Origin of the sequence: Mycolicibacter heraklionensis, from assembly GCF_001021505.1 — a bacterium.
GTDB classification, from domain to species: Bacteria; Actinomycetota; Actinomycetes; order Mycobacteriales; family Mycobacteriaceae; genus Mycobacterium; species Mycobacterium heraklionense.
The window spans coordinates 92,651-105,296 of record NZ_LDPO01000011.1 but is presented as its reverse complement, the minus strand read 5'-3'; the positions used below and the strand labels follow the sequence as shown (position 1 = coordinate 105,296).

Genomic DNA, 12,646 nt, shown 5'->3' with positions numbered 1-12,646 from the left:
CGAGTTATGTGTTACCGGACAAACCAAACTAATGGTACGAAAAGCCGGATCTATAACACGTTCCAGTCAACGGGAGGGGGCTCCGGCGAACAAATTACCGGTTAAAAAAGACGACCCCCGCCAGGGGGGGAGGAGGCGGAGGTCGTCGCGTATCAACCCCGGGGGGTCGGGCCGATACACCCTCAGCATAAGCCGAGTGATGCCACTATACACACGACAGGGTGGTCCGGCGCAAGTGTTTGCAAGTGTTGCTATCAAATGGCGACCCATATCTCGCACTACGTGTGAAGTGCTCTTTCTGCCGTAGCACCGGGCTGACCGACCTCCCGGACCTATGCTGTGGCGGTGTCCGCAACCACCCCGCAGCCGCAGTCACCGCCTACCTCACCTGCGGCCCCTGCCGACCTCGCCGGGACTCCGCGAACCCGCACCGCAGCCTTCCTGGACCTCGACCAGACGGTCATCGCGAAGTCCAGCGCGCTGGCCTTCAGCAAACCCTTTATGGATCAGGGACTGATCAATCGCCGCACCGTGCTCAAGTCGAGTTACGCGCAATTCCTGATGCTGTTGTCCGGCGCCGACCACGATCAGATGGAGCGGATGCGCGCCCACCTGACCAACATGTGCACCGGCTGGAACGTGGAACAGGTCAAGGCGATCGTCAACGAGACGATGCACGACATCGTCACGCCGCTGATCTTCGCGGAGGCGGCCGAGTTGATCGCCGACCACAAACTCTGCGGCCGCGACGTGGTGGTGGTCTCGGCCTCCGGGGAGGAGATCGTGGCGCCGATCGCCCGGGCGCTGGGGGCAACCCACGCCATGGCGACCCGGATGGTGGTCGCCGACGGCAAGTACACCGGCGAGATCGCGTTCTACTGCTACGGCGAGGGCAAGGTGCAGGCCATCCGCGAGCTGGCCGCCCGCGAGGGCTACCCGCTGGAGCACTGCTACGCCTACTCGGACTCGATCACCGACCTGCCGATGCTGCAGGTGGTCGGGCATCCGTCGGCGGTGAACCCCGACCGCGCACTGCGCAAAGAAGCGATCGCCAACGGCTGGCCGGTGCTGACCTTCTCGCGGCCGGTCTCGCTGCGTGACCGCATCCCGGCGCCGTCCGGCGCGGCGCTGGCCACCACCGCCGCAGTCGGTGTCAGCGCGCTGGCTGCCGGCGCCCTGACCTACTCGCTGCTACGCCGACTGGCGCCCTGATCGAACGCCCAGCAAACACCACTGGTCACAATCCGATGACGCGGTACACGCCGTATGCGATTGGCCCTTGCTGTGCCGTGCGTCACGTAGTACAAAGGAAGCACGGAAGCCGGCAAGGCCAGGGTCGACCCGGAAGAGAAGGATCGATCTCCCGAGCCGCACTTCCCAGTACGGAGAACGGTACCCACGCGGAGCCACAGCCGCGAAGATGGCAGAAGTGTTGCGGGCCTGCGTAATTGCGGAACGTGATCGGTGTCGCCAGCCCTTTGGGTGGGGCTGCAGCCGAAGAACACCGCAGGAGCGCCGAGGCCACCCACGCAGCCCAAGTTGGACGCTTGGTAACCGTGTACCGTACTAGCGGGCGGCGAGCCGAATCCTTCGGAGCGCCGCCCGCTTCGTCTTTCCTGGGCCTTCATCGAGCGGCCCGGATCAGCGCCTAGCGCCCGGCCTCAGCAATCCCCAGCGCATCGAGCGCACCGGTGCGCATCGCGCCGCAACACAGCAGCAGCCAGGCGGTGACACCCTCGGCTGAGCCGCTCGCGAAGTCCGCCGCCGCCCGCCGGTAGTCACGCGCCTTGCGCATCCAAGTCACCTCGGGCACCCCCAGCCCATGGCGGTCCAACCCGCTGGCGATGGTGACCAGCCGGGCCGCGCCGCGGGCCACTACGCCGTCGGCACTACCGAACGGAGCCAGTGTCAGCAGCTCGCCGTGCACCACCGCGGCGAAAACCGGGGCTGCCACCGACGTGCCGCCGGTGGCCAGGTCAGCCAGCATCTCCAGCCGGCGGCCGACGGCAGCGCCGCCCTCGGGCCGGCCGAGGCGCTCCTCCTCGACGAGATCCGCGGCGGCCAACACGTGCAGCCGAGACAGGGCCTGCAGCGGAGCGCGCCGCCACACCTCGACCAGCGTGGTCTCCCCGCCCTCCAGAGCCTGGGCCACCCGCAGGGCACCGGCGAACACCGGGTCGGAGGTGGCGGCGGCGTCCACGGCGGCAGGCCCCCCGTCGAGCACCGACGACGCCCGCGCCGCCCGCAGGGAAGCCTCCGCGGCGCTGACCGGCCAGCCCCGCATATTGGTCTTGTGCCGGTGCACCCGAGCCAGCTCGTCGCGGACCTGCTCACTGGCATCGGCGACACCGGGCAACTGGACTAACGGGGCCAGTGGATCCTCCGCAGTGGTCACGGGCTGTGACACTACCGTCGAGGTGATTAGGCTCCTGACCGTGACCACCGCAACCCCTGCCGCTTCAGCACCGTCGTACCCGCCCTCCGCCGAGTTCGCCGCCCAGGCCAACGCGGGTCCCGAGTTGTACCGCGCAGCCGAGTCCGATCGGCTCGCGTTCTGGGCCGAGCAGGCCAACCGGTTGAGCTGGGCAACGCCCTTCACCGAGGTGCTCGACTACGCAGACGCCCCGTTCGCGCGCTGGTTCGCCGACGGCAAGCTCAACGTCGCCTACAACTGCGTGGATCGCCACGTGGAGGCCGGCCACGGCGACCGGGTGGCGATCCACTGGGAGGGCGAGCCGAGCGGGGACGCCCGCACCATCACCTACGCGGACCTGCAGGCCGAGGTCTCCCGGGCGGCCAACGCGCTGACCGAACTCGGCCTGGTCGCCGGTGACCGCGTGGCGATTTATCTGCCGATGATCCCCGAGGCGGTCGTCGCGATGCTGGCGTGCGCGCGCCTGGGCGTGCTGCACACCGTGGTATTCGCCGGGTTCTCCGCGCATGCGCTGCGGTCTCGCATCGACGACGCGCAGGCGAAGCTGGTGATCACCTCCGATGGGCAGTTCCGTCGGGGACAGCCGGCGCCGCTGAAGCCCGCGGTCGATGAGGCGGTCGCGGAGGCTGAAACCGTCGAGCATGTGCTGGTGGTGCGTCGTACCGGTGTTGAGGTGTCCTGGACGCCGGACCGCGACCTGTGGTGGCACGACGTGGTGGAGTCGGCCTCACCGCAGCACACCCCCGAGGCGTTCGAGGCCGAGCAGCCGCTGTTCCTGCTGTACACGTCGGGGACCACCGGCAAGCCGAAGGGCATCATGCACACCAGCGGCGGCTACCTGACCCAGGCCGCCTACACGCACCATTACGTCTTCGACCTCAAGGCCGCCTCCGACGTGTTCTGGTGCACCGCCGACGTCGGGTGGGTCACCGGGCACACCTACGCGGTGTACGGGCCGCTGGCCAACGGCGCCACCGAGGTGATCTACGAGGGCACCCCGGACTTCCCGGACCACCACCGACACTTCCAGATCATCGAAAAGTACGGTGTGACAATCTATTACACCGCACCGACGTTGATCCGCACGTTCATGAAGTGGGGCCGCGAGATCCCCGACGCGCACGATCTGTCCAGCCTGCGGCTGTTGGGTTCAGTCGGTGAACCGATCAACCCGGAGGCCTGGCGCTGGTACCGGCGGGTGATCGGCGCGGACGCGGTCCCGGTGGTCGACACCTGGTGGCAGACCGAAACCGGTGCGGCGATGATCACCCCGCTGCCCGGTGTGGCCGCGGCCAAGCCGGGTGCCGCGATGACGCCGCTGCCCGGGATTTCCGCGCGCATTGTCGACGATCACGGTGATCTGTTGACTCCGAATGAGACTGCCGGGGAACCGGTGTCGGGCTACCTGGTGATCGACCAGCCGTGGCCGTCGATGACCCGAGGGATCTGGGGTGACCCGGAGCGTTTCATCGAGACCTACTGGTCGCGGTTCGCCGAGCAGGGCTGGTACTTCGCCGGCGACGGCGCCCGCTACGACGCCGACGGCGACATCTGGGTATTGGGCCGGATCGACGACGTGATGAACGTGTCCGGGCACCGCATCTCCACCGCCGAGGTGGAGTCCGCGCTGGTCAGCCATGAGGCGGTGGCCGAGGCCGCCGTGGTCGGCGCTATCGATGAGCAGACCGGCCAACGGATCTGTGCGTTCGTGGTGCTGGCGGCGTCCCACAGCCACGTGGGCGGCACGATCGTCGACGAGCTGCGCGAGCGCGTGACCGTGGAGATCTCGCCGATCGCCAAGCCCCGCAACGTCCATATCGTCCCGGAGCTGCCCAAGACCCGCAGCGGCAAGATCATGCGGCGGCTGCTGCGCGACATCGCCGACGGCCGTGAACTCGGCGACACCTCAACCCTGGTGGACCCCGGCGTCTTCGACGCGATCCGGGCGGCCGATTAGCTCGTCAGCTAGGGGACCGGAACGAAGCCCGCGCCCGGCCGGTCGTTGGCGTTGATGTCGCCCAGCACGGCGTTGATAGACACCACGACCGCGGGCGTGTGCAACGGAATGTACTTGATCACGCAGGTCGGCAACGCGTCGCTGAACGCACCGTGGATCATGCCGACCAACATGTTGTTCACCACGACCGGGCCGCCGGAGTCGCCGGGCCGTCCACAGACCTGCATCACGATGGTGCCCGGGTCTTGGCCCGGCCCCCAGGTGACGCCGCAGGAGTTGCCGGTGGTGCGGCCCTGCTTGCAGGCGATCTGACCGAACATGGGGTCCGGCCCGACACCGCCGATCACGAAACCGCCGAAGTTGGACACCGGCGTCACCTTGTTCGGGTCGAACTCGATCACCGCGTAGTCCAGGCCGTCGTTGCCGGCCACCATGTGGCCGATCGTGCCGTTGCCTTCTGCGCCCTCGGCGGCCACCTGGGCGCCCGGTCCGCCGCAGTGCGCGGAGGTGAATCCGATCAGCGCGCCGGTCTTGTCGTGGCCGATGGAGGTCAGCGTGCACAGCGTGTCCTCGTCGACCACGATGCCGGCGCCCCCACCCATCACCACCTTGTCGTCGGCGGCTACTCGGGCGGCCGGTACGGCGACCGTGACCAAGGCGCCACAGGTCACCAATGCCAACAGCGCCAACCCGGCGCGCAGCAACCAGCGGTGCGCGATCTGCAAAGCGGTTCTCCCGTCGATCAACTCCACCCCCGGTGGTAAGAAACAGCGTAGCGGCGCTGGGTGACACGGTGGGGCTGGGCGCGCCGCGGGCTACTGCCATCGGGCCCCGCGATCTGCCGCAGCTTTTCCGGGGTCGCTCGTCGGGTCGGCTACCGCATGGCAACATTAAGCCGCGACGACGGCGAACGGGAGGACAGCCAGTGAGCAAGGCCGATCGCAGGAATGCATCACGCGCCTCGAACAGACTGGTCAAGGCGGACCGCAACGGCGTGCCCAACACGTTGGCGACCATCCCGTTGACCGACCCGCACGCGCTGCCCGCCGACCCGTCCCTGGGCGATCTGGTCAAGGACGCCACCGCGCAGATGTCGACGCTGGTCCGCGCCGAGGTCGAGCTGGCCCGCGCCGAGATCACCCGAGACGTCAAGAAGGGCCTGACCGGCAGCGTCTTCTTCATCGCGGCCCTGGTCGTGCTGTTCTACTCCACCTTTTTCTTCTTCTTCTTCGTCGCCGAGCTGCTCAACATCTGGCTGCAGGACTGGGCCGCCTACCTGATCGTGTTCGGGATCATGCTGGCGGTGACCGTGGCGCTGGCGCTGCTCGGCTTCCTGCGGGTGCGCCGGATCCGCGGGCCGCGCCAAACGATCGAATCGCTGCAGGAGACCCGCGACGCGCTCCGTCCCGACCCGAACCGCCTGCACGGCTCGTCGGCGTCATCGGCGGGCTCGCCCGACGGCAGGCCGACCACCGACCCCTCGGGCTGGTAGTGCCGCCACCGGATCCGTCGATCACCCGCATCGACGGGCCGTGGCGACACTGGGACATCCACGCCAACGGCATTCGCTTCCATGTCGTCGAGGCGGTACCGGTCGGCGAGAACGCCGCCGACGCCCCGCCGACGTCGCGACCGCTGGTGATGCTGCTGCACGGGTTCGGCTCGTTCTGGTGGACCTGGCGTCATCAATTGCGCGGGCTGCGCGATGCCCGAGTGGTCGCCGTCGACCTGCGCGGCTACGGGGGCAGCGACAAGCCCCCTCGCGGCTACGACGGTTGGACGCTGGCCGGCGACACGGCCGGGCTGATCCGGGCCCTCGGGCACTCCTCGGCGACCCTGGTCGGCCACGCCGACGGTGGCCTGGTGTGCTGGGCGACCGCGCTGCTGCACCCGCGCTTGGTGCGCGATATCGCCGTGGTGAGCTCGCCGCATCCGGCGGCGCTGCGACGCTCGGCGCTGACCCACCCCGATCAGGGCCGCGCGCTGTTGCCGTGGTTGCTGCGCTACCAGATACCGTTCTGGCCGGAGCGCTCCCTGACCCGCCACGACGGAGCCGGGCTCGAGCGCCTGGTGCGCAGCCGAGCCGGGGCGAACTGGCAGGCGAGCGCGGATTTCGCCGAAACCATCCGGCACCTGCGCACCGCGGTACAGATTCCCTCGGCGGCGCACTGCGCGCTGGAGTACCAGCGCTGGGCGGTGCGCAGTCAGCTCCGCGCGGAAGGCCGCCGGTTCATGAAGGCGCTGGACCTTCGCACCGTGAACATTCCGCTGCTGCATCTACGCGGCGAGAACGACCCCTATGTGCTGGCGGACCCGGTCGACAAGACCCGCCAGTACGCACCGCATGGCCAGTACGTGTCGGTGCCCGGCGCGGGGCATTTCGCCCACGAAGAGGCCCCCGACGTGGTCAACGACCACCTGATGCGATTTCTCGCCTGATCACTCTCCCCCGACACAGGTCTGTGTCGAGACCGGCTGGGTGTCGCCGATGCGGGCGAGCTGGCCCGCCACCTCCTCGGCGGTCATGACGAACCCGGTGTCGGCGTCGTCGACCGCGGCACCGAACACCACACCGATCACCCGGCCGTCCATGTCGATCATGGGGCCTCCGGAATTACCTTGCTGCACAGTGCCTCTGATGGTGTACACCCGGCGGGTGACAGTCGTGTTGCGGTAGATGTCGGGACCCTCGAGGTTGATGACGTCGCGGATTCGGGCCGGGGTGGCCTCGAACACCCCGCCGCCGGGGTAGCCCAGCACCAGTGCGTCGGTGTCGGCCTCGGCCGGGGACGGGGCGAACGCCAACGGCGGCAACGGCAGATCGGGCACCGCCAGGATGGAGATGTCTTCCTTGGGGTCGAAGGAGATCACCGTGGCCTCATAGGACTTGGTGCCGCTCTCCACGGTGACGCTGTCCGAGCCGGCGACCACGTGTGCGTTCGTCATCACCCGGGTAGGTGAGATGACGAATCCGGTGCCCTCCAACACTTTCTGGCAGTTGGGCGCCACCCCGCGGATCCGCAGCACACTCGGCGCGGTGGCTTCCACGATCGGACTGGCTGCCAGCGCCGGGTCCGGCGCATCCACCGCGGCGATCGGGGCGTGGCTGAACGGCTCCAGCACGGCGGGCAGCCCGGAATCGTCGAGCACCGCCGACAGCCGGCGGGGCACGTTCTTGAGCCAACGCGGCGCGACGTCGTCGACCTGACGCAACACTCGCGAATCGTTGACGGCGGCGGCCAGGTTCGGCTGATCGGATGCGGTCAGCGGGGTGGCCAGCAGCCAGGCCGCGATCAGCACCACCCCCAGCTGCAGCACCACCCCGACGACGGAGTCGACGCCCCGGACACCGGGGTTGCGGATCGCTCCGCGCACCGCCCGGCCCAGCACCACTCCGGCGACCTCACCGATGACCACCATGGCCAGGATCAGAAATAGCGCGGCGAACAGTTTCAGCCGAGCACCGGAGACGCTCTCGATCAGGTGCGGAGCCAGCAACACCCCGGCCATCGCCCCTAAGGCAACACCGACGAAAGAGAGTAGGGAGCCCAGCGCGCCGGAGCGCCAGCCGGACACTGCGGCAACGAAGGCGATCGCCAGCACGGCGATGTCCAGCCACTGCGACGACGTCATATCCCGCCTTCTCCTCCAACCTGCGCCATGGCCTCGTCCAGGCCAAGTACCTCGCTGGTGTCCCAGGGCTGTGCCCAGCCGGCCACATCCAGCATCGCCGAGATCACCTGGGCGGTGAATCCCCAAACGAGCATCTGGTTGAGCCGGAACGCCGGCATAGCCCAACGCCGACTGCGCGCATCACGGTAAACCATCAACCGGTTCTCGGGGTTGATGAATGCCCGGACTGGAACGCGGGCCACGATTGCGGTCTCGCCCGGGTCCACCGCGGTCACCGGCCCGGGATCCTCGGAGTACGCCAGCACCGGCACCACCTGGAATCCCGAGGGGGCGATGAAAATCTTGTCCAACGTGACCAGCGGGTGCACCCGGCCCGGATCGATGCCGGTCTCCTCGTTGGCCTCCCGCAGCGCGGTGGCAATCGGCCCGTCGTCGCCCGCGTCGACCGCGCCACCCGGGAACGCGGCCTGTCCGGCATGATGGCGCAGCGTTGAGGCCCGCACCGTGACCAGCAGGTCAGCCGATTCCGATATCGCCTCCGGCGGGCCGCCCGGCGGGCCGGAGAACAGCACCAGCACCGCCGCGTCGCGCCCGCGCCGGGTGACGCTGGCTTTGGCGTTGGCCGCCGCGATCATCGCGCGAACATCGGCGGGCAGCCGGTGCAGGTAGGCCGTCGGCACCTTCTCGACATTGTCGACCAGCGGGCGCAGCCAGGACGGGGCCTGAGACCGGGAATCCCCAGCGCTCACCGCGCCTCCCTCTGTGCCGGATCCTGATCACCCCACATCAGCGGCCGCTGTTCTCGACGGCGGCGGCGATCTCTTCGGCATTGGCGAAGGGCTGCGGCAGGATGCGGGCAACGCTACCGTCCGAGGCCAGCACCACGGTCGCGGGCATCACGTTGGGCACCCGTAACGCCGCCGCAAGCTGCCGGCGGCCGTCTTGCAGGGTGGGCAGCCGGACGCCCAGTTCGGCCAGCAGTGCCAGCCCGGCGGCTTGGTTGTCGTCTTGATGCACCGTCACCACCGTGACGGCCGGCCCGACCCGACGCTGGTATTCGGCGAACGCCCGCAACTCATCCCGACACGGCCCACACCAGTACGCCCACAGATTCAGCACCACCCGCCGGCCGGCGAACATCGACGCCACGTTGACGGGCGAACCGTCGGCCGCGCACTCGACGGTGACGCCGCTCAGGGCGCTCGGCCCGGTCTGGCCCGGCCCCACCTGACAGGGCGGCAGGTCGGCGCGCTGCCGCAGGGCACTCAGGTCTTGGCCGGCGGCGGCGACGGGCGCGCTGGGACGCGGTGCTGCCGGTTCCCGCAGCAGTTCGGTCACCAACCCGGTGAGCAGCGCGGCCACCACCGCCAGCACCGCTAGCCCTGTCAGGGTCCACCGCGTTGAACCGCTCATCCGGGTGCCGGCCGCTACAGCCCGGCCAGGGCCAGCAGGTGTTCGGTCTCGGGGCCTTTGACCAGCGCAGCGGCCTCCATCGGGTCGGTGGGCCCGATGCCGAACGAGGGGCAGTCCTTGGCCAGCAGGCACACGCCGCAAGCCGGCTTGCGGGCGTGGCAGACCCGTCGGCCGTGGAAGATCACCCGGTGGCTGAGCAGCGTCCACTCCTTGCGTTCGATCAGCTCACCGACCGCGTGCTCGACCTTCACCGGGTCTTCCTCGGTGGTCCAGGCCCAGCGCCGCACCAGACGGCCGAAGTGGGTGTCCACGGTGATGCCCGGAACCCCGAACGCATTGCCCAGGATCACGTTGGCGGTCTTGCGGCCTACGCCGGGCAGGCGCACCAGTTCTTCCATGGTGTCGGGCAGTTCCCCGTCGAAGCGCTCGACCAGGGCCTGCCCCAGATTGATCAGGGAAGCCGCCTTGTTGCGGTAGAAGCCGGTGGGCCGGATCATCTCTTCGAGCTCGGCGCGGTCGGCTTGGGCGTAGTCCAGGGCCGTGGGGTACCGGGCGAACAACGCCGGCGTCGTCAGGTTCACCCGTACGTCGGTGCATTGGGCGGACAGCACCGTCGCAACGGCCAGCTCCAGGGGCGTGGTGAAGTCCAACTCGCAGTGGGCATCGGGAAAGGCCTGCGCCAGAGTCCGATTCATCCGACGAGCGCGCCGGACCAGCCCGGTCCGAGTCTCCGTCCGCGCCGCACGGGCGGCTTTGTCCACTGTCACCTCCGACAGGGTACTAATTCGTGACCCCAACGAGACCTTGCCCATGTTTACTGACGACTTGTGTCCTGGTTGCTGATCACCGCCGTCCCGACGCTGCTGATGCTGTCAGCGGTCGGGCTGGAACGCATCGAAACCGGGCTGAGCCGGGAGCAGCAGAGGAACCCGCAGTTTCCTCCGAATCGGCATGCCAACCGTGTGTAGCGTTGTAACCTCGCTTGACGCCTGGCTCTAGACTCAGGTGGCTGGCCGGGTAGCGGCCCGCGCTTACGATTTCAAACCTTCATCAAAAACATCTAAGGGGCATCGTGGACGAGATCCTGGCGAGGGCCGGAATCTTCCAGGGAGTTGAGCCCAGCGCCGTAGCCGCGCTGACCAAGCAGCTTCAGCCCGTGGACTTTCCGCGCGGACACACCGTGTTCGCAGAGGGAGAGCCCGGCGACCGGCTGTACATCATCGTCTCCGGGAAAGTGAAGATCGGCCGGCGGTCCCCCGACGGCCGGGAAAACCTCCTGACCATCATGGGTCCCTCGGACATGTTCGGTGAGTTGTCGATCTTCGACCCCGGCCCCCGGACCTCGAGCGCCACCACGATCACCGAGGTGCGCGCGGTCTCGATGGACCGCGACGCCCTGCGGTCGTGGATCTCCGACCGGCCCGAGATCGCCGAGCAGCTGCTGCGGGTGCTGGCCCGCCGGCTGCGCCGCACCAACAACAACCTGGCCGACCTGATCTTCACCGACGTGCCCGGCCGGGTCGCCAAGCAGCTGCTGCAGCTGGCGCAACGGTTCGGCACCCAGGAAGGCGGGGCCCTGCGGGTCACCCACGACCTGACCCAGGAAGAGATCGCCCAGCTGGTCGGGGCTTCGCGGGAGACGGTGAACAAGGCGCTGGCCGACTTCGCCCACCGCGGCTGGATCCGGCTCGAGGGCAAGAGCGTGCTGATCTCCGACTCCGAGCGGCTGGCCCGCCGAGCGCGCTAGGTACCTGTTCGCCGAGCGGCGGTGACTCAGCCCCGCAGGTAGTTCAGCTGGGCCTGCACCGACCATTCGGCGGCGCCCCAGAGCTCCTCGTCGACGTCGGTGTAGACGTGTTCGACCACCTGACGGGCGGTGGCGTCCTCACCCAGCGCGGCCAGCGCCGAGCGCACCTGGTCGAGCCGCTGTTCGCGATGCTCCAGGTAGCCGCTGGCCACCGCCTCGATGTTGCCCAGCTCCGGTCCGTGGCCGGGCAGCACCGTGCGTCCACCCAGCCCGCGCAGCCGCCGCAGTGAGTCCAGGTAGCGCGTCAGGTCGCCGTCTTCACTGTCGATGACGGCGGTGCCCCGGCCCAGCACGGTGTCGGCGGTCAGGACGGCGTCGTCGAGCACGAACGACAGCGAGTCGGCGGTATGCCCCGGAGTGGCGAACACGGTGATCCGCAGCCCGGCGGCATCGATCACCTGACCGTCGGTCAGACCGCCGCCGAGCCGACGCTGAAATCCGCTACCCGCCGAGTACACCGGTGCCCCGACGGCGTCCACCAGCTTGTCGATGCCCTCGGTGTGATCGAAGTGCCGGTGGCTGATCAGCACCAGGGCGATCCGGCCGACCTCGGCGAGCCGGCCGATGTGCTCGTCGTCGTCGGGACCCGGGTCGACGATCACCACCTCGTCGCTGCCCGGCCCGCGCAGCACCCAGGTGTTGGTGCCCTCCAAAGTCATCAGGCCGGGGTTGTCGGCCAGCAGCACCGACGCGGTCTCGGTGACCGGCCGCAGCCGACCGTAGGCGGGATGACTGGCCGACACCGCTGCGCTACTCCGCCGCGGCCTTCAGCTCGACGATCAACTCGACCTCCACCGGCGCGTTCAGCGGCAGCTCGGAGACCCCGACCGCGGAGCGGGCGTGCTTGCCGGCGTCGCCGAACACCTCACCCAACAGTTCGGAGGCCCCGTTGACCACGGCGGGCTGCCCGTTGAAGTTCGGCGCCGACGCGACGAACCCGACGACCTTGACGACCCGGGTCACGGCGTCGAGCCCGACCAGCGCATCCACCGCGGCCAGCGCGTTGAGAGCGCAGATCCGGGCCAGTGCGTGACCGTCCTCCGGGCTGACCTCCGCGCCCACCTTTCCGGTGCGCGGCAACTCTCCGGCCTGCATCGGCAGCTGACCGGAGGTGTAGACGAGGTTGCCGGTGCGTACCGCCGGCACGTAGGCCGCCAGCGGCGTCACCACGTCGGGCAGGTCGATGCCGAGTTCGGTCAGCCGGGCCCGCCAGCTCATTGCGGGCGCTTCAGGAAGGCGATGAGCTGCTCACCGGAAGGCCCGGGCAGCACCGAGACCAGCTCCCAGCCGTCTTCTCCCCACTGGTCGAGGATCTGCTTGGTGGCGTGCGTGATCAAGGGGACGGTGGCGTACTCCCAGACCGTGCGTTGACTCATGGCAGCGAGCTTATCGCTAGGACGCT

The 12,646-nt window shown here is 68.9% G+C and carries 14 protein-coding genes; 5 read left to right on the top strand and 9 right to left on the bottom strand.

Annotated features, from left to right (window positions below; genetic code table 11):
* The first annotated feature begins 345 nt into the window (after positions 1-345).
* Positions 346-1,212, top strand: a complete 867-nt coding sequence (locus ABW16_RS14230) for an HAD-IB family hydrolase (protein ID WP_047319881.1) — start codon at positions 346-348, stop codon at positions 1,210-1,212.
* 436 nt (positions 1,213-1,648) lie between these two features.
* On the opposite strand, the gene ABW16_RS14225 is transcribed toward ABW16_RS14230, so the two are convergent.
* Positions 1,649-2,395 carry a hypothetical protein gene (locus ABW16_RS14225; protein ID WP_047319831.1) on the bottom strand — a complete coding sequence of 249 codons (747 nt, stop codon included), beginning with the start codon at positions 2,393-2,395 and terminating at the stop codon, positions 1,649-1,651.
* Between the two features lie 40 nt (positions 2,396-2,435).
* Between ABW16_RS14225 and acs the strand changes: the two genes are divergently transcribed.
* A complete protein-coding gene (gene acs, locus ABW16_RS14220; RefSeq protein ID WP_047319830.1) occupies positions 2,436-4,391 on the top strand; it encodes an acetate--CoA ligase in 1,956 nt (651 codons plus the stop codon).
* Positions 4,392-4,399: 8 nt separating this feature from the next.
* On the opposite strand, the gene ABW16_RS14215 is transcribed toward acs, so the two are convergent.
* Positions 4,400-5,116 (bottom strand): chymotrypsin family serine protease, encoded by a 717-nt coding sequence (locus ABW16_RS14215; RefSeq protein ID WP_082134121.1) that lies wholly within the window; start codon positions 5,114-5,116, stop codon positions 4,400-4,402.
* Between the two features lie 245 nt (positions 5,117-5,361).
* Between ABW16_RS14215 and ABW16_RS14210 the strand changes: the two genes are divergently transcribed.
* Entirely contained in the window at positions 5,362-5,883 is a 522-nt protein-coding gene (locus ABW16_RS14210; RefSeq protein ID WP_047319879.1) for a phage holin family protein, read from the top strand.
* Positions 5,883-6,830 carry an alpha/beta fold hydrolase gene (locus ABW16_RS14205; protein ID WP_047319829.1) on the top strand — a complete coding sequence of 316 codons (948 nt, stop codon included), beginning with the start codon at positions 5,883-5,885 and terminating at the stop codon, positions 6,828-6,830. The genes ABW16_RS14210 and ABW16_RS14205 overlap by 1 nt, the downstream gene beginning before the upstream one ends.
* Here ABW16_RS14205 and marP read toward each other — a convergent pair whose 3' ends face one another.
* From marP to nth, 4 genes are read right to left on the bottom strand one after another with little or no spacing between them, the layout of a single operon-like run.
* Positions 6,831-8,024 (bottom strand): acid resistance serine protease MarP, encoded by a 1,194-nt coding sequence (gene marP / locus ABW16_RS14200; RefSeq protein WP_047319828.1) that lies wholly within the window; start codon positions 8,022-8,024, stop codon positions 6,831-6,833.
* Complete coding sequence (locus ABW16_RS14195; protein ID WP_047319827.1) at positions 8,021-8,773, bottom strand: NUDIX hydrolase; 753 nt, start codon at positions 8,771-8,773, stop codon at positions 8,021-8,023. Before ABW16_RS14195 ends, marP begins: the two co-directional genes overlap by 4 nt.
* Before the next feature lie 37 nt (positions 8,774-8,810).
* Entirely contained in the window at positions 8,811-9,437 is a 627-nt protein-coding gene (locus ABW16_RS14190; RefSeq protein ID WP_047319826.1) for a TlpA family protein disulfide reductase, read from the bottom strand.
* 14 nt (positions 9,438-9,451) lie between these two features.
* Positions 9,452-10,249, bottom strand: coding sequence for an endonuclease III (nth, locus tag ABW16_RS14185; RefSeq protein WP_200900664.1), 798 nt, complete (start codon positions 10,247-10,249; stop codon positions 9,452-9,454).
* Positions 10,250-10,509: 260 nt separating this feature from the next.
* On the opposite strand from nth, the gene crp reads away from it, so the two are divergent.
* Positions 10,510-11,184 carry a cAMP-activated global transcriptional regulator CRP gene (crp, locus tag ABW16_RS14180; protein WP_013830875.1) on the top strand — a complete coding sequence of 225 codons (675 nt, stop codon included), beginning with the start codon at positions 10,510-10,512 and terminating at the stop codon, positions 11,182-11,184.
* 26 nt (positions 11,185-11,210) lie between these two features.
* On the opposite strand, the gene ABW16_RS14175 is transcribed toward crp, so the two are convergent.
* The 3 genes from ABW16_RS14175 to ABW16_RS25415 are packed head-to-tail and all read right to left on the bottom strand — an operon-like array spanning position 11,211 to position 12,620.
* Entirely contained in the window at positions 11,211-11,987 is a 777-nt protein-coding gene (locus ABW16_RS14175; RefSeq protein WP_047319824.1) for an MBL fold metallo-hydrolase, read from the bottom strand.
* A gap of 7 nt (positions 11,988-11,994) precedes the next feature.
* A complete protein-coding gene (locus ABW16_RS14170) occupies positions 11,995-12,462 on the bottom strand; it encodes a RidA family protein (protein WP_047319823.1) in 468 nt (155 codons plus the stop codon).
* Complete coding sequence (locus ABW16_RS25415; RefSeq protein WP_109519602.1) at positions 12,459-12,620, bottom strand: DUF4177 domain-containing protein; 162 nt, start codon at positions 12,618-12,620, stop codon at positions 12,459-12,461. Before ABW16_RS25415 ends, ABW16_RS14170 begins: the two co-directional genes overlap by 4 nt.
* Positions 12,621-12,646: the final 26 nt, after the last annotated feature.